At 64.9% G+C, this 16353-nt stretch carries 11 protein-coding genes, 4 tRNA genes and 1 pseudogene; 11 read left to right on the top strand and 5 right to left on the bottom strand.

From position 1 onward, the window contains the following. The first annotated feature begins 10 nt into the window (after positions 1 to 10). Positions 11 to 382 (top strand): YraN family protein, encoded by a 372-nt coding sequence (locus tag V5A20_RS03070; protein WP_332326682.1) that lies wholly within the window; start codon positions 11 to 13, stop codon positions 380 to 382. 13 nt (positions 383 to 395) lie between these two features. On the opposite strand, the gene V5A20_RS03065 is transcribed toward V5A20_RS03070, so the two are convergent. Together V5A20_RS03065 and V5A20_RS03060 are read right to left on the bottom strand one after the other, a co-directional pair. After that, the gene (locus tag V5A20_RS03065) at positions 396 to 1499 is read right to left on the bottom strand and encodes a carboxypeptidase regulatory-like domain-containing protein (RefSeq protein ID WP_332314448.1); all 1104 of its coding nucleotides are present in this window, start codon (positions 1497 to 1499) and stop codon (positions 396 to 398) included. Between the two features lie 91 nt (positions 1500 to 1590). Next, positions 1591 to 3570, bottom strand: a complete 1980-nt coding sequence (locus tag V5A20_RS03060; protein ID WP_332314449.1) for an AMP-binding protein — start codon at positions 3568 to 3570, stop codon at positions 1591 to 1593. 284 nt (positions 3571 to 3854) lie between these two features. On the opposite strand from V5A20_RS03060, the gene ftsH reads away from it, so the two are divergent. The 6 genes from ftsH (at position 3855) to V5A20_RS03030 (ending at position 7394) form a co-directional block, all read left to right on the top strand. After that, positions 3855 to 5900, top strand: a complete 2046-nt coding sequence (ftsH, locus tag V5A20_RS03055) for an ATP-dependent zinc metalloprotease FtsH (RefSeq protein ID WP_332314450.1) — start codon at positions 3855 to 3857, stop codon at positions 5898 to 5900. Positions 5901 to 5951: 51 nt separating this feature from the next. Beyond that, positions 5952 to 6356: a peptide-methionine (R)-S-oxide reductase MsrB gene (msrB, locus tag V5A20_RS03050; RefSeq protein ID WP_332314451.1), complete on the top strand. Its 405-nt coding sequence runs from the start codon at positions 5952 to 5954 to the stop codon at positions 6354 to 6356. A gap of 543 nt (positions 6357 to 6899) precedes the next feature. Next, a tRNA-Tyr gene (locus tag V5A20_RS03045) sits at positions 6900 to 6982 on the top strand. A gap of 60 nt (positions 6983 to 7042) precedes the next feature. After that, positions 7043 to 7114 (top strand) — tRNA-Gly (locus V5A20_RS03040). A 19-nt stretch (positions 7115 to 7133) separates the two neighbouring features. Then, positions 7134 to 7205: transfer RNA gene (locus V5A20_RS03035), tRNA-Thr, on the top strand. A 117-nt stretch (positions 7206 to 7322) separates the two neighbouring features. Next, positions 7323 to 7394: transfer RNA gene (locus tag V5A20_RS03030), tRNA-Met, on the top strand. 221 nt (positions 7395 to 7615) lie between these two features. Here the strand turns inward: V5A20_RS03030 and V5A20_RS03025 are convergent. Then, positions 7616 to 11206: a DUF4175 family protein gene (locus V5A20_RS03025; RefSeq protein WP_332326681.1), complete on the bottom strand. Its 3591-nt coding sequence runs from the start codon at positions 11204 to 11206 to the stop codon at positions 7616 to 7618. Between the two features lie 374 nt (positions 11207 to 11580). On the opposite strand from V5A20_RS03025, the gene V5A20_RS03020 reads away from it, so the two are divergent. After that, positions 11581 to 12108: a hypothetical protein gene (locus tag V5A20_RS03020; protein WP_332326680.1), complete on the top strand. Its 528-nt coding sequence runs from the start codon at positions 11581 to 11583 to the stop codon at positions 12106 to 12108. Between the two features lie 182 nt (positions 12109 to 12290). On the opposite strand, the gene V5A20_RS03015 is transcribed toward V5A20_RS03020, so the two are convergent. Both V5A20_RS03015 and V5A20_RS03010 read right to left on the bottom strand, forming a co-directional pair. Beyond that, the gene (locus V5A20_RS03015) at positions 12291 to 12638 is read right to left on the bottom strand and encodes a putative quinol monooxygenase (RefSeq protein ID WP_332314454.1); all 348 of its coding nucleotides are present in this window, start codon (positions 12636 to 12638) and stop codon (positions 12291 to 12293) included. 63 nt (positions 12639 to 12701) lie between these two features. Further along, a complete protein-coding gene (locus V5A20_RS03010) occupies positions 12702 to 14093 on the bottom strand; it encodes a DUF2851 family protein (RefSeq protein ID WP_332326679.1) in 1392 nt (463 codons plus the stop codon). 418 nt (positions 14094 to 14511) lie between these two features. Here V5A20_RS03010 and V5A20_RS03005 point away from each other — a divergent pair, with 418 nt between their 5' ends. From V5A20_RS03005 to V5A20_RS02995, 3 genes and pseudogenes are all read left to right on the top strand, one after another. After that, a complete protein-coding gene (locus V5A20_RS03005) occupies positions 14512 to 14814 on the top strand; it encodes a hypothetical protein (protein ID WP_332314456.1) in 303 nt (100 codons plus the stop codon). A gap of 217 nt (positions 14815 to 15031) precedes the next feature. Next, positions 15032 to 15373 carry a thermonuclease family protein gene (locus V5A20_RS03000; RefSeq protein WP_332326678.1) on the top strand — a complete coding sequence of 114 codons (342 nt, stop codon included), beginning with the start codon at positions 15032 to 15034 and terminating at the stop codon, positions 15371 to 15373. Positions 15374 to 15508: 135 nt separating this feature from the next. Continuing rightward, a pseudogene (locus V5A20_RS02995) lies at positions 15509 to 16353 on the top strand (PD-(D/E)XK nuclease family protein); the annotation flags it as partial.

Here is a 16353-nt window from a genome sequence, read left to right as displayed (position 1 = left end):
AACACTCGCCATGGCAACGACCAACGACATTGGGGACCGCGGGGAAGAGATTGCCGTGGCCCATCTCGAGGAGGCAGGCTATGACATTCTGGAGTGCAACTACCGCCACGGGCGCAACGAGGTGGATGTCGTGTGTCGGGATCTCGAGGCGGACAGGGAGTTCGTCTTTGTGGAGGTGAAGACCCGAAGCGGCACGGGGTTCGGGGCACCGGAGACCTCCATCACCGCGGACAAGCGGGAGGCGCTGCGGGGGGTGGCACGGGGCTATCTCCACGAGCACGCGCGGGAGGGGGCGCCGGCCCGGTTCGACGTGGTGACCGTCCTGCTGGCCGGCGGGTCGCCGGAGGTTAAACACTACGAAAATGCGTTCTGGGGCGGGTGAGAGTCCGGATGTGTTAGGTCGGGGGCTGGTACTTGCGGGGCAGCCGCTTCGCCATCCGGGTGGTGAAGGCAAAGTACTGATAGAGCGTGGCTCCGTACGGCTCCACAATTTCGCCGGACGGGGCAATGTGGACGGGCCGCTCGTTGAGCTCGATCTGGGACGTCTGATGGTTCCGGGGGCGGCGGCGAAGGTGGGCCCAGTCGAGATACGCCTCCCGTTCCGGCCTGCCACGGTACACCACTTCAAGCCGGTCTCGGGCATTGAGAAGATAGGTGGAGTCGGGGCCGGGTTCCAGGATGCGACTCCGGCGCGTGGGGCGGCGGTCGGCGCGTGTGGCGCGACGGACAGCGGAGGCGCGCGGCAGGCGGTAGAGGTCGAACTGCTCCTCGTCGAGCCGGTCGTCCATGAGGGCGCGGAGGAAGTGGCGAAGAGAGCCGCGGTAGGCCTCCAGCCGGTTCCGTCGCCACCGGGCCGCCTCTGCGGAGTCCGCTGGCGTGAGGGGATCGAAGAGTGGCTCGCCGTCCCAGCGCACCACCGACCCTTGCTCTTCGAACTCCTTCAGGAAGTAGGTGACGCGGTACCCCAGGGCGCGATTTTCGATGATCACTGGCTTTTCGGCCCACGCCTCGAACCGCCCCCACCACTTGTCGTCAAAGCGGAGGACCTCGGGGTTCACGAGCGTGCACTGTTCCGCCTGATCCGAGTCCCCGATAAACAGACGCTTGAAATGATCCAGGCGCTCGTACCACTCCTCGTCTCGCTCTGCCGATACCGTGACCGGAGGGGACTCAAGCACTTTGCCCCGGAGGCGCACGGTCACGGCCAGGGGATGACTGGGGGACGGGCGGAGGGCGAGGGAGCGTCGCTCATGCCCGACCCGCGACACATACAGCCGCTTCGGGCCCGGCCGGATGCCCTCCAGCCGGAACCGCCCGGTCGAGTCGGTAATGGTCCCGTGGACGGATTCTGCCACAAAGACGTGGGTGCGGGGCAGGGGCGCATTTGTCTCCGCGTCGAGCACCCGTCCCTCAATGACGCCTGTGGGCTGGCCGATCACAGCGCTGGACCCGGCCCCATACGCTACGACCAGGACCAGTACGAAGGCTCGGACCCGCATGGCGGCTTGGGCTCATCCTTCCTTGAGGCGCCTGTGGCCATAACTGTCGGAGCAGGGCGGATGTTTGTCGCGGAGGGACGGAGGCCCGTCTCTACCGCGCCGCCTTGACGGCCTCCACCGTCTGCGGGTCTTCGAGGCTCGACGTGTCCCCAAGGTCTTCGTCCAGGTACGCGGCCCGGATCACGCGCCGCATGACCTTGGCGTTGCGCGTCTTGGGCAGGGCGTCGGCAAAGAGGATCTCGCGCGGCTTCAGGGGCTTGCCCATCTCGTCCACGACGACCTGCATCAGCTCCTCGCGGAGGGCGTCGGTCTTGTCGCGCCCCGGCTCCAGCACCACGAAGGCGACGATCTCGGAGCCCTTCACGTCGTGCGGCACGCCGATGGCGGCGCTCTCGGCGACGGCCCCGTGGGCGTTGAGCAGTGCCTCAATCTCGGCGGGTCCCAGGCGCTTGCCCGCCACGTTAATCGTGTCGTCCGAGCGCCCCAGGATGTACCAGAGTCCGTCCTCATCGACGGCCGCAAAGTCGCCGTGCACCCAGGTGTCGTCGAGGCGGCTCCAGTAGGCGTCGTGGTAGCGGTCGTCGTCGCCCCAGAAGCCGCGCGTCATGCCGATCCAAGGCTTGCGGAGAACGAGCTCCCCAACCTCTTCCCGAACCGGTGTGCCGTCCTCGTCCACCACGTCGGCGTCCATGCCGGGGACGGGGCCGGAAAACGCGGCGGGCTTGAGGGGCTCCAGGACGTTCCCGCACAGGATGCCGCCAGAAATTTCGGTGCCGCCGGAGTAGTTGAGGATCGGTTTCTCGCCGTCGAGCACCGTTTCGAAGCACCACGCCCACGACTCGGGGTCCCACGGACTGCCGGTGGAGCCGAGGGCGCGCAGGCTCGACCGGTCGGACGCCTCCACGGGGGCGTCGCCGTGTGTTTTGAGGGCGCGGATGAGGGTGGGCGAGACGCCGAGGTGGGTCACCTCGTGGTCGTCCACCATGCGCCAGAGACGCCCCGGGTCCGGGTGATCGGGCGCCCCGTCGTAGAGCACCATGGTCGCTCCCACCGTGAGCGTGCCGAAGACGAGCCAGGGCCCCATCATCCACCCCATGTCGCTCATCCAGTACATCGTCTCGTTGGGCTTCAGGTCCATCGGGTGATACATGTCCTGCGCGCCCTTGATGGGGAAGCCGCAATGCGTGTGCACCGTGCCCTTCGGCGGCCCGGTGGTGCCACTCGTATAGATGACCATAACCACGTCTTCGGCGTCGGTGCGGGCCGTCCGGGCCTCCGGAGAGTGCCCCGCCACGAAATCGGCCCAGAAGCGATCCCGCCCGGTTGTCATGGGAACGTCGTCGCGCCCGAGGTGCCGATGGACGAGAACGTGGTTGACCGTGGGACACTGTTCGACGGCCGCGTCGGCGGTCTCTTTCATGTCGATGGGGCGGCCCCGACGTGAAAAGCCGTCGGCCGTGAAGAGCGCCTTCGCCTCGGCCCCCTGCAGCCGGGTGACGAGGGCCCCGACCCCGTATCCACTGAAGAGCGGGAGCAGCACCCCGCCGATCTTCGCAGTCGCCAGGAACGCCACAACAATCTCGGGGGTCATCGGCATGTAGAGGCCGATCCGGTCGCCCATTCCGAGCCCGAGCCCCCGCAGCGCATTCGCACACCGACAGACGCGTCGGTGAAGCTCGCCGTACGTCAGCGTTTCGGTGGATCCATCCTCCCCTTCCCAACGCAGCGCCGTGTCGTTCTCCACCGGGGTGCCCTGCCACTTGTCGAGAAGGTTGTGGACGATGTTCATTTTCCCGTTCACGCACCAGGTGGGCCGCTGGATGCCGTTGGAGAGGTCGACGACCTCGTCGTATGGCTCGTAAAATTCGATGTCCAGGTCGTCGAGCACAGCGCCCCAGAACCAGCTGACGTCCGAGGCGGCGCGTGCCCGCAGCGCCGAAAGGTCCGCCAGGCCGTGTCGATCCATGAAGCGACGCAGATTGGAGTTGGCGATGACCTCCGAGTCGGGCGTCCATACGACCTCTTGGCCAAACGGGAAGGAGTCGGAAAGAGAGGACGTGTCTGTAGGCATGAGCCGAAGCGTGGGACAATGAAACAGGGAGACTCGAAGGTGAAAGGGCTTACACAATAATCCACACGGTGGAATAGACGCAACCGACGGGGTTGGATCTATCCCCGAAACGTCTGTGTAACGTACATTCTTTGTATGAAAGAATATCCTGCACAGGGCTGTGGTGGGACACAATCCATCCCCACGGATGTATGAGAAGGGCTTGATGTTCTGGGACCCCCGCCTCGGGCACCGTCCATGGGCCGGGAAACCCTCGATGATCGTTCCTAACGAATTGAGTTGACGTGGCTGACCAAACTTCTCAGAAGGATAATCAAAATGGATCCGGACTGCCCGGGGGAGGGCCCTCAGGGTCTGGGCGGGGACGTCTCATCATCTGGGTCATTGCCGGGACGCTGCTTGCCCTGTGGGCCTATAGCTACTGGGGCATGGGGGCGGCCGGGGGCGAGCGGATCAGCTACAGCGAGTTCCGCGCGCAGTTGCAGCAAGAGAATGTGCAACAGGTGGTGGTGGAAGGAAACACCATCAACGGAGAGTTGAAGTCTCAGGCTACTCGGACCGAGCAAGGGAATACGGTAGAGTACAAGAACTTTGTTACCTACCTACCCTCGTTCGGCGACGAGCAGCTCATGGACCTGCTCGAATCGCAAAATGTGAACGTGGTGACGGAGCCGGAGAGCACCTTCCCGTGGGGGTTGGTGATCATGGGTCTTTTGCCGGTTCTCCTTCTGTTTGGGGTGGGCTACATCTTCCTCCGTCGCATGCAGTCGCAGGGCCAGGGCCTCTTCTCGGTTCGGCAGAGCAAGGCGGAGCTCTACGACAAGGACGAGGAGGACACCACGTTCGACGACGTGGCCGGGGCCGACAGCGCCAAGGAGGAGCTCCGAGAGATCATTAAATTCCTGAAGGACCCCAAGCGCTTCGAGGGGCTGGGCGGCAAGGTGCCGAAGGGCGTCCTGCTGGTGGGGCCGCCAGGAACCGGGAAGACCTTGCTCGCTCGGGCCGTGGCCGGAGAGGCAGACGTGCCGTTCTTTAGCGTCTCGGGGTCCGATTTCATGGAAATGTTTGTGGGCGTCGGGGCGTCCCGCGTCCGCGACATGTTCAGCGAGGCGAAGGAAACGTCCCCCGCTATCATTTTCATCGACGAGCTCGACTCCATCGGCCGCAAGCGCGGTGCGGGCCTGGGGGGCGGCAACGACGAGCGAGAACAGACCCTCAACCAGATGCTGTCGGAGCTCGACGGCTTCGAAGAAAACGAAGGGGTCATCGTCATGGCGGCCACGAACCGGCCCGACATACTCGACTCCGCCCTCACCCGTCCCGGTCGCTTCGACCGCCAGATCACCGTGGGCCTGCCCACGAAGCAGTCCCGCCACGAGATTCTGAAGATTCACGCCCGCGACAAGCCCCTGAGTGACGACGTAGACCTCGAAGAGATTGCGCGGAGCACGCCCGGGTTTAGTGGGGCGGACCTTGAGAACCTCCTCAACGAGTCAGCGCTTTTGGCCGGGCGCTACGAGCACGAGGCCATTCAGTACAGCGACATCGAAGAAGCGCGAGACAAGGTGATGATGGGCCTCAAGCGCGATGGCATGGTGCTCGACGACGAAGAAAAGAAGCTCCTGGCCTACCACGAGGCCGGCCACGCCATCGTGGCGGCGGCGCTCCCCAACGCGGACCCGGTGCACAAGGTCACCATCGTGCCGCGCGGTCAGGCCATGGGAGTGACGCAACAGCTCCCCGAAAAGGACAAGTACCTCTACCGGCTCGACTACATCTTAGACCGCCTGGCCGTGATCATGGGTGGACGCGCTGCGGAGGAGCTCATCTTCGACACCGCCACCAGTGGGGCCGAGAACGACCTCAAGCAGGTTCGCAAGATGGCCCGGAAGATGGTTCTCGACTGGGGCATGGGCGAGCAGTTCAAGCACATTTCCCTCGGGGAAGACCAGGGAAATGTCTTCCTTGGAGAAGAGATCGCGAAGGGGCGCGAGTACAGCGAGGTCACGGCCCGAGAGGTGGACGAAGAAATCCGTCGCATCTCTGAGAATGCATTCCAGCGGGCCGTTGACACCCTCACCGAACACCGCGAGGCGTTCGACCAGTTGGCCGACATGCTGATTCAGCGCGAAGAGGTGCCCGGCAAAGATGTGCTCAAGCTCGTGAATGGCGAAGCTGACGAGATCGGGCACATTCCCAGCACCAACGGCGAAGCTGCGTCCGAAGAGAACGGCTCGGCGGACGAGCAGGAGCCCGACGAAGCCAAGGCAATCGAAGACGATGGGGAGTCGGAGGACCGCCGGGCATCCGGGTCGGGCGACGCGTCCTGAGTCTGCGCTCTGGGGGCTCCAGACACGAATCTACAAAAAAGCACCCTTCTTATGGCCGAAATCGACCCATCCCGTCCGTCGAACGATACGCTCCGCAACGAGCTAACCGAAGAACAGTACCACGTGACCCAAGAGGCCGGTACAGAAAAGCCCTTCAGTGGCAAATACTGGGACCACAAGGGCGACGGCCTGTACCGCTGCGTGGTTTGCGAGACGCCGCTCTTTGACTCGGACACCAAGTTTGAGTCCGGGAGCGGCTGGCCCAGTTTCTACGACGTCCTGGAGGAGGGAAACGTTGAACTGACGGCCGATCACAGCCTCGGCATGCGCCGCACAGAGGCGGTGTGTGCCGAGTGCGGGGCGCACCTCGGGCACGTCTTCGACGACGGCCCGGAGCCCACCGGTCAGCGGTACTGCATCAACTCCGCGGCCCTTGACTTCGACAATGATGCCTAGCGCATCCTTGGAGAGACCGCGGCACGGCATCCGAAAGTGCGGCGTGTGGACCGGGGGCGGCAGAAGAGAATGGGGTCTACGTCCCGACCGTCTCCATGTGTCTATTGTGTCGCCGAGGTCAGACGCAGGGCGACACTGGGAAGCAGTGAGGGGGCGAGTATAAGCATCCCCATCATGAGCATTTCCACGGAGCAGTTGACGGCGACAGTGTGCCGGCGGGGATGCAAATCAGCACGTCGAAGATGTTTGTCCCCAGCACGTTCGTCACGCTGGGGGACGGTGTTGCCGGCCGAGACGCCCGGATGCTGACAGAGGACATGGGGGACAGCGGGAAATCGGAGCAGCGGCACAAGAGGTTCAGCCCCCAATCACGCGTCGGAAACGGAGTTCATGGGCGAACGCTTGAGGCTCGGCCCCTGGACTGAGAATCTCTTCATTTGAAATTCGCCCCCTCCCCGGGCAACTTTTTCGTCGTCAGAAGCTAGAAGAGAAATCGCAACGCCGGGTTGAGCAACCAGTCGAAGTTGGACTGAGGATCAAGCCGGGTCGGTAGCGAAGTGGCCAAACGCAGCAGACTGTAAATCTGCCGGCTTATGCCTTCGGAGGTTCGAATCCTCCCCGGCCCACCCCAGTTTTGAACGGCTTCTCTTGGGGGACCTCCTCAAAGAACGCCGCCAAAAAACCCTGCGGGAGTAGCTCAGGGGTAGAGCATCACCCTTCCAAGGTGAACGTCGCGGGTTCGAATCCCGTCTCCCGCTCATGTTACCCATCGCAGTTGCCGCCTTAGCTCAGTGGTAGAGCACATCCATGGTAAGGATGAAGTCCCCGGTTCGAGTCCGGGAGGCGGCTCTGAGCACCTGGTGTTGGCCGATCCCGACCGAGAAGGCCCGGGTTTTAGATCGCTGTGAAATTGAGGAGGGGCGGAACTCCGAGGCGGTTGCCCGAATACGAGGTGGTGCTTTACATCGCGGGGTGGAGCAGTGGTAGCTCATCAGGCTCATATCCTGAAGGTCGCGGGTTCGAATCCCGCCCCCGCTACTGGTTTTGTCCCTTTCCTGAACGGCTCCGTCGATCGGCGGAGCCGTTCCTGTTTGGCAGCGGTTAAAGCGGTCTACTGCCTGTGGGGCGACGATCCGAGGTCTGTGCGGGGACGCTCCGCGGCCACTGCAACGTCACGGGCACGAGGCGCCGAGTTCGGAAGCACGGTCCGGGTCGGGAGTGAACCCGCCGTCTTGAAAGAGCCAACACCACGCCCCCCCTCACTCTTCGGGCCTTTCGTCCTGCTCGAGGAGCTGAAAGTATTTTTTGATGAGGGCTTCGTAATCCGAGTTGTATCCCATCTCTAAAGCGCGAATAAGGTCGCGCCGCAGCGTATCGGTAGCGTCGGAATTGGGACGCTCACCGGGAGGCTCCTGGTCGAAGTCATCGTCCGCTTCGCGACCTCGCCGCTGCTGCTTTTTGCCCTGTGTACGAAGCGACTGCTGGGCGTTCAAGAGCCGGGTGAGGATCTGCTGCTGGCGCTCGATGAGACTCCGGCTGTGACGGCCGTCTTGCAGGTCGCTGGCGGATTTTTCCATCTGATCCGCAACTTTTTCGAGGTCCCCGAGCAATTTCTGTCGGGTCTCTTCCCCGACGTTCATTTCCTCGAGCTGCTCCTTGATCTGTCGCTGTTGCTTGGCGAGTTGCTTCCGCCGGGCCTGCATGTCCTGAGAGAGACGTTCGCCCTGAGATTGGTTGAGGAGGTTCTGGATCTGCTGGTTGAGCTTCTGCTGTTGGCCGGAGGCTTGTTGCAGCTGCTGCATGGCCTGCTGCATCGACATCTTCCCGCTTCCCCCGCTGCTCTGCTGCTTCATCTGGTCCAGCAGGTCGGAGAGCAGGCGGGCCAGCTCATTGAGATGCATCATGGAGGTCTTCTGATAGCCGGTGGCCTCGTCGCCCTCCCGAGCGTCTAGCGCGGCGGTCGCGTCCTCCATCGCCCGCAGCGCGTTTCCCGTCTTCGCTTGGACGGCCTTCGACATGCGCGGCAGGCGGCTTGCGATGGACTGCAGGGAATCGGCGACGTGGTTCAGGCCATCCCGCAAGTCTTTCTGCTGGACGGCAAAGCGACGGACCGCAGAGCCGTCGCCCTCCAGGTCCTCAAGGGTCGTGCGCAGGTTTTCTTGGTCCTTGGACAGGCGAAGGGTGTTTCCGAGCACACTGCGGAGCCCCGACATGTTCATCTGACGCTGCTGCCCCTTCATCTGCTGCTGCATCTGAGACATTCGGGACTGCATGCTCTGAAGACGCTTTTGCAGCTGTTGCTGCTGCTGACGGGCTTCCTGGAGCTGATTCTTCCGGAGCTGCTTGCTGTTTTTCCGCATCTGCTCCGGCATCTCCTGCTTCTGCATCTGCCGTCGCATCTTCTGGAGCTGCTTCTTCGGGGCCGACGGGACGTCCTCCATGTCCTGCTCGGCATTGTTCATCTCTTCCATGAGCTTCTCCATCTCTTTGGCCAGCTCTTCCTGCTCGCGGGCGAGGTCCTCGTTGGCCGACGAGTCGGCCCCCGGGGACGGTTGTGACGAGAGAGAGTCGGGCTGCGCGGCGGCGGTCGAGTCCGACGGGCGTGCGGCGGCGGAGTCGGGCCGGGGCGGCGAGGGCCTGTCTGTCGAGTCGGCCGAGGAGGATTCCGTAGATGGCGATGGATCCTCTGACGACTCGGACTGTCCGGTTGAGTCGGCGTCGGGGGCGTCGTCCATACGCTTTTCCGTTTCCTCGGCGACCTGATCTTCGCGGGTCTGAATGTCCTGGGTCCGCCGCGTCAGCTCCTCCATCTTCTGTCGTGCCTTGAGCTGCTCGAAAAGGTCAAGCGTGCGCTCCAGCTGTTGCTGCTGCTGTTGGAGCCGCGACTGTGCCTCCTCCATGGCGGACTGCGTCTGGCGAAAGCTCTGGTCCTGCATCGACTGCCGCATGTTGTCGAGCGCCTTCTGCAGTTCCTTCGACTCCATGTCGTCGATGGTCTGCTTCAGCTCCTGAAATTTCTCGCTGGTCTCCGGACTCGTCAGGTCATTGCGCTGCATCTGGCGGTTGAGGGAGTCGACCTGGCGCGACAGGTTCGACTTGCTCTGGGAGATCGATTCTTGCTTTTGTTGCAGCCGCTCGAGCCGACGGCGATCTTCCCAGTCGGACTCCCGGGTGCGGCGAAGCTCCCGGCGCAGATCCTGAAACTGCCGCTGGACGTCTTGGGACCGCCGGTCAAGGTCCTCCATTTGGTCGCCGGTCTCCTGCTGCAGGGTGTCGAGCTCCTCGTACTGCTCTGAGAGGGATGGGAGGCGGAGCCGTTGGGTGGCGGTGCGGCCGCTCTTGGGCCCGTTCACGGTGTCATTGTCCCAGGCCTTGACGTAGTACTCGACCTCGTCCCCACGGTCCAGGTCGAGGCCACTCTCCTGGGCGAGCAGCCACGTATGAGAAAGAACCTGGTCTGTCGCCTGCGGGTCGGACAGGGGAAGGTCGATGGAGGCGAACGACGAGTCCGTGGCGCTCCCGTTGGCGCGCCGGTAGAACAGGGCCGCCCGCCCGATGCCGTAGTCGTCGCTGAGCTGGAGCCGAAGCCGCTGGGTGAGGTCCGGCGTCAGTTCGGCGGGGTCGTCGGGGGCAAGAAAAGACACCGACGGCCGGGCGTCGGTCTGAAGGTCGAGATCGTAGCGAATGGGATCGCGGTTGAGAATGCCCGCCTCGCTTTCCAGGCGGAGTGCGTAGGTGTCTTCGCGGCGAAGGGTAAAGCGGCCGGTCGCCGAGTCGCCGGAAACGGTCAGCGACTGGGAGGCGCCATTTTCGAAGTTGAGCGTCGCGTCCGTGGTCGAGGCGCCGCCAAGAACTGCCGACACCGTCACCTCCGTGCCGGGCAGGGCCGTGACGGCCCCCACGTTGGCGTCTAGCTGACGACTGGGGCGATCGGTGTATGCGGGGGGCGTCACGCGGACCTGCAGCCGGCGCACGACCGGGCGCTGGGCCACCGCTACCGTGTACCATTCGGTGCGCACGGGCGACGCCGCCACGCGGTACCGGAGGGGACGTCGAACGTTGGGGACCGTGTGGCGAACGGTGCCCATGGAGTCGGGCTCGACGGCGATGCGTCGGGACGACTCGGTGTCCGTGGGGCGAAGGAGAAGGGTGGCCGTCTCGGGGACGTCGCCCGTGGCCTGGATGGTAAGGCGGAGGGAGTCGCCCCGCACGAGCTGGACGTCGCCCGGGCGGACGTCGAACTGAAAGGGCGCCGGCCGCTCAAATTCGGTCCGGGGGGCGAGGAGGCGCTCCGACGCGTCGAGGAAGGTGGACGGGGCGGCGACGAGGAACATGAGGACGGCCAGAAGCGGGAACAGGGCCCACCGGGCGGCCCGTCGGGCCGGTTGGAAGTCGGCCACTTCGTCGAACTGGACCTCGTCGATCTGCTGGGCGAGGTGTTGAACGGCGCGATCCACGTACGGCGCCGGCGCGTGCGACCGCTGGCCCTCTGCAAGCTGCAACAGATTGACCAGCCGGTCGGCCACCACGGGATGATGGGTGCCCACGGCCCGGGCAATCTCCGTCTCGGAGGGGCCCTCGAGAAGGCCGAGGAGGCGGCCCAGCGGGCGGGCAATAAAGGCTGCGCCCATGCCCACCAGAAGGGCGCTGGCAAGGACGAGCAGGCCGGTGCGCACACTGGGCTGAAGCCAAAGGGTTGCCTCCAGGGAGGCGGCGAGGAGCCAGAACGCCACGATGCTTCCCACGGACACGGCCCCTCCAAAGGCCAACTCAGCCCATGACATGCGCCGCATTGCCCGGCGCAGGCGGGAACGCAGGCGTTCGACGAGTCGGGCCGTGTCGTCGCTCATGGGGAGAAAAGACTACCGTGTGACGTATGCACTGGACCGCCTCGCGGCGGTCCGGTCGAGGGAACGAGGGGCGGCGCGGCAGGCGGAAGTGCGTCGGCGGAACGAGGGCGCCCCGGCGCCGTGAGCAAAATCCACCCAAAGCTTGAAGGCTGAAACCATCACGCAATACCGTCGGCCGAGGCCGGGTGTTTCTCCGAGTGTTCATTCTAGAAGCCCGATCAAAATGCCGTGACTCGTTCTGTGTCTGCTGAATGCCGACGTGAAAATGAACGCAAATTGGGTTCCGTGGAATGGACGGAGCGTCTTCGACGGACACTTCTTGATTCTCTAGAGTAGATCGCATGACGTCCCCTTTCATCTCTTTCGCCTCTTCTATGGTGCGTGTAGACCGTTTCGTCTTCCTGCTCGCCCTCGTGGGATTACTAGTCAGCGGCTGCCGCACCTACGGCGGGTACGAGTCGAAGCCGAAGACTTTTCAGGCGCTGCAACGGTCGGTGGAAGCCTTCGCCGACGAGCGCGACCGGGCCGAGGCCGATTTTCGCACCCTGTCGGACGCCGCGGAGGCGTCCGATACCCTCCAGGCATTGGCGGAGGACTACCAGGCCCTGCTGGACGAACACGAGGCCCTGCTGGAGACACAGCAAAACCGGGTCGAGCGACTGTCGGCCAGCAGTGCCTACCGGGCCCTTCACCGTGGGTACGGGGCCACGGTGACGGAGAAACGCATGATGGAGCAGAAGTATCGGCGGTTGGTCCGAGCCGTGCACGCGACCGTTCGAGGGACTGGAACGACGTCTGAAGCCACAAATACGGAGCGGCGCTACACCATTCGCCCCGTGAACTTCCCGTCGCTTCAGGATGGAGAGCGCCTGAGCATGGAGCAGGCCCTCGGCGATCTCTGACGCCCTGTGTGCGGATTCATTCCTCGGCTGAGCCTTTCTTCAGAAGTGAGACGGCGGTCGGCTGCTCTCGGCTCTCGGCCCGATCGACGGGGCACTCCCCATCGAGGCCTTCTGCAGTCCACCTCCCCGTTCCGGGGTGGGGCTGGAGATCGGCCCTCAGCGCAGCACCATCCGGAAGAAGGTCAGGGGGCGTCTGAGGTTGAGTCGGTCTGTGCCCGGTCCTCAATCGCGGCTGCCGTGCGGGTCACGGTGTAGCTCTGGGCCCGGGGCCGATCGGCAAACAGCGGGGTTACTGCCGACCAGGTGTGGCGAAAGAGGTCGCTGTCTTTGTAGGTCGCAAGGGCCTCCGGGTGCTTCCAGTGGCTGTAGGTTGTGCACACAGCGGAGGCATCGAGGTCTCGCCAGAGCTCGAGGTGCCGACACCCGGAAAATGAGCGGATGAGTGGGGCGGCCTCGTCAAACTGGTCCAGGAACTGGTCGACAGTGTTGGGGGCAAACGTCATCCGGACGATGCGAACAAGCACAGGCATTGGGGGACGGTACAAAAAAGCGTACTCACTTCTATGGCCGTGGACGCTCTGAGTTGGGAGGCCTTACGCATCGAGCAGATACTGACCGATCTGGCACTCCAGACACCCTCCTGCAGAGCAATACTCTCGGTAGAGCTCGTGCAGGCCTTGGGCGTCATACGCGGAGTCGGGGTCGGTGCCCAGGTCCTGAAAGCGACGGACCACGTGGTCTTGGGAAGGCGGAAGGGCGCGGAGCACGTCTAGTGCCGCCTCAGCCTGCGCGGCATTCTCGTGCTCCTCAGCGTCACGCAGAAGCACCGGCACCACGGCGTTCACCAGCAACGTGTCGCGGCGCGACGTGCCGAGGCTGGGGTCGTGCTCGGCGGCCCGCTTCGTGAGGTGGTAGTGTCGGTGCCAAAAGTCCGGGGGCATTGCGGTGAGTGCCTCGCGAAGCGCCGCTACGGGGGCCTCCTGTCCCAGCGCCGTGCGGAGCGTCGAGATCGGAGCCTCGTGCAGTAGTCCTCCCTCGGCGTACCACGCCGCTGCCTGCGCGATGCGAAGAGGCGGAAAGTTGTTGGGCCGGAGCCGGAAGAAGCTCCAGGCCGTTGCGGCCATCGGCGTGACGTCCAACCGGACTTGGAGCCGCTGGAAGCAGTCTCGGAGCGCCATTGCGTAGTCGGCGGTGCGCCGGTCGGCCTCCAGCAGGTCGCCGGGGGTGGGAAGAAGCCCGGCCGTCCCGAGAAGAAGTGCCTCGCGCTCCGTGGGTGTGTCCAGAGATCGGAGCATGGAAGGCGGCGTGCGCCGGGCCAGCGTCGTCATGGGGGCATCGTTCTTTGCGTAGCCGAGGCCGGCGAACAGCCGCTCGTGGAGAACCCTGTCCAGCGACGTCTCCGTGGGGTCGGGCAGCTGGTCCCGCTTTGCGGTCATCCGGTCCCCGGCGAGTTGGCGCATCCATGACGTGCGCCGGGCGGGCGGGACCTCGTCCCACCGCGCCGCGCAGGGCAGTGCGTCGTCGTCGGCCCGCGTGCGGAACGTGTAGAGCAGTTCGCGGAGCGGTGTGTCGAGGCAGGGATAGAGCACGAGCTCAGGGAGGGGCGACTCGTCGGCCCGCAGGAGCCCGCCGGTCCACATGTCTGCGCGGAGCGTCACGTGGAGCACCACGCTGTTGTAGCGGGGGTCGGTGTGGTGCTCGTGGCGGAACCACCCGCCCGAGGTCGTGTGCACCTCGATCGGTCCGCGCCACTCAATGCCTCCGATGCGGACATGAGTGCGCTGGAAGTCCGGCCCGGCGTCGGAATTCAGCCGTCCGGGATCGATCACGTCGATGACAGCCCCATCGGACGTGCTGAGGTCTTCAGTGTCGAAGCGCTGCTGGGCCCAGAGGTCCTGCACGAGCGCCTCGGGCACCTCGGCAGCGTGCTGGGAGGGTTCACAAAGCGTGGCCGGGGCGTCGGAAGGCGAGTTGAAGGTGGGCATGACGCAGGGCGGTGGCGCGTAGGGATCGACCGTAAGCCTCTGTGCGTCAGACACAACACCGCCCAGATCATAACGTGGTTGGCCCCACAGAAGAGAGGATGCTGGGCTGATGGGTTCTTTGTCGGTGTCCCATGCGTTAAGACATCTTCCTGCGATTGAGATTCCCCCGGGTCTGAGTCCTGCCTCTGAGCGAGGGGCTCTAATGCAAGGAAAATGTGTCGGCGATGCGAATCTTTCTGAACAAAGGGGCCCCTCTGCGCATGGTGGGCCACTCCGCCTCGTTGCCACCACCGGGTTTGAGGAAAGTCCCCCTGACAGGCCCGACGCTGTCGAACGTCAGGTTCTTCGGCGGGGGAAGACCCATCGGAGTCGTGTCGTGTACTGCCTTTTGGGCTTGGTTGAGAAACGTTGACCCAGCATGGATGCGTCTGGCCCCCGAAGTCTTCCGGATCTGGCGTCTTGGCGGGTGTTCGGGGTGATCGTCGCCTTGCTATTGGGGGCGCTCGCGCTGGAGATCGCGCTCGCGTCGCACTGGGCCGACCCGTTCACGGAGTCTGAGACGTGGGTGTTGATCGGTGTTGGGGTGGGAATGGCGTTGCGTGCCCTCGGGGGGTGGCTGGCGCGCCGGGGCCGCCCGGGCGAAGAGACGCTTCGGCGGCTGAGCCTCGCGGTGTGGGGCGCAGCAGCCCTGGGCGGACTGGCGGGGCTCGTTCTTTGGTAGAATCAGCTGACCACCGTCCGTGTGCACCTGTCTTCTTGACCCCGTCGTTCCTGCAGAACGCCACTCCTCCTTTGCGTGGAGGGGGGGAGGCGTGCTCGGGGGCCTCCTGCTACTTTTCGGAATCCCTGTCCTCGCCCAGGGGCAGTCGTACGTTGGCAAAGGACATAGGGTGCTGGATGGAGATACCATTCATCTTCTCCGAGAGACCGGCCAGATCGTGCGAGTAGAACTCTACGGCGTCGATGCCCCCGAGCGAGGGCAGCCCTTCGCCGACGCGGCGACCCGTGCGGTGCGGGCGGCCGTATTTCGGACGGAAGTGCGTGCACGAGAGAAAGCGTCCGGCCCCGACGGCCGCTCCTTCTTCGTAGTGCAGGTGGGCGACCACGTGCTCAACGAGCACCTGCTCCGGAATGGATTGGCGTGGTGGGACCGCCAGCAGGCGCCCCGCAGCGACCGGTACCGGCGGTTGGAGCAGCGGGCCCGGACGGCGGAACGAGGCCTGTGGGCACGGCCTGAGCCGGTGCCACCGTGGACCTGGCGGGGGGAGGGAGGTCCGTAGCCTCTATCAAGAAGCGACGAGTTCAACGACGTGTCTATCCGCTTTGCTTTGTGCCCGTCAACCAACAGGTTGTAGGCGCCCTGGCGTCCCCCAATCTTACCACTATTCGCCTCCGCTTCGTCCTCTATGTCTGCCGTGTCTGCGTCTGCCGCCTCGCCGGGTGCCCAGCTCGCGGCCCTCTGCCGCGCACACCCTCATGCCCCAAAGATTGTTCTTGTGCCGCGGACCCAGATCGGACGTGCCCTCGAAGACGCCCTCGCGCGGGAGACGAACGGATGGGCGGGACTCACAACCCGCATCGTGCGTCACCACGCCGAACAGGTGGCCCAGCCCCGCATCCTCGCGTCCGGACGAAGCGAGTTGCCAGTCGGCGGGCGGTCGTTCTTGGCCGCGCGGCTGCTCCAACAGCTCCAGCGCCGGGGGCGCCTCGACGGCCTGCCGGGGCCGCAGCGGCTGGCCGAGACGGTTGCGGAGGCCATTGAGACGCTCCGCCGAAACGGAGCCCCACTGGCGGAGGTGCAGGAGCGAGCCGAGGCGGAGGCCGCGTCGGCGACGTTTCGGGTCGTCGCGGCCTGCTACGAAGGGTACCTGGAGGCCCTCGACACGAACCACCTTTACGACGACGCGCACGTCTTCCAGTGGGCCACCGAGCTCGTACGAGGCGGGGCGTTTCCGGCCGTAGGCACTTCCGTGGTGGCGGTGTGCGACGCCGTGGACCTGCCGGTGGAGGCGCATCAGTTCCTGTCTGCGGTCCGGTCGGGGGCCCGGGCATTTTATCGGATTGGCCGCTCGCGGTTGGGGGCGCCCCCGCCACAGACGGCCGCTGCCCGCTTCGGGGACGTAGCGCCGCCGTCGACGGGGGAGACGGACGGAGCGGTCCCACCGGTGCACGTGCGCCGGGCGGTGGGGAGTGGGAAGGAGGTCGATGCGGTCGTTCGGGACCTCCTCAACGCCGAGGTGCCGCTCGACGAGGTGGAAAT

The sequence above is a fragment of the Salinibacter sp. genome (genome assembly GCF_036626415.1).
Taxonomy (GTDB): domain Bacteria; phylum Bacteroidota; class Rhodothermia; order Rhodothermales; family Salinibacteraceae; genus Salinibacter.
This window is presented reverse-complemented; position numbering and strand designations above follow the sequence as displayed.

Coding starts and splice junctions, on each gene's coding strand:
- V5A20_RS03025 (WP_332326681.1), bottom strand. CDS start 11,206: ATGAGCGACGACACGGCCCGACTCGTCGAACGCCTGCGTTCCCGCCTG.
- V5A20_RS03005 (WP_332314456.1), top strand. CDS start 14,512: ATGGATGCGTCTGGCCCCCGAAGTCTTCCGGATCTGGCGTCTTGGCGG.
- msrB (WP_332314451.1), top strand. CDS start 5,952: ATGGCCGAAATCGACCCATCCCGTCCGTCGAACGATACGCTCCGCAAC.
- V5A20_RS03020 (WP_332326680.1), top strand. CDS start 11,581: ATGGTGCGTGTAGACCGTTTCGTCTTCCTGCTCGCCCTCGTGGGATTA.
- V5A20_RS03015 (WP_332314454.1), bottom strand. CDS start 12,638: ATGCCTGTGCTTGTTCGCATCGTCCGGATGACGTTTGCCCCCAACACT.
- V5A20_RS03070 (WP_332326682.1), top strand. CDS start 11: ATGGCAACGACCAACGACATTGGGGACCGCGGGGAAGAGATTGCCGTG.
- V5A20_RS03065 (WP_332314448.1), bottom strand. CDS start 1,499: ATGCGGGTCCGAGCCTTCGTACTGGTCCTGGTCGTAGCGTATGGGGCC.
- V5A20_RS03010 (WP_332326679.1), bottom strand. CDS start 14,093: ATGCCCACCTTCAACTCGCCTTCCGACGCCCCGGCCACGCTTTGTGAA.
- V5A20_RS03060 (WP_332314449.1), bottom strand. CDS start 3,570: ATGCCTACAGACACGTCCTCTCTTTCCGACTCCTTCCCGTTTGGCCAA.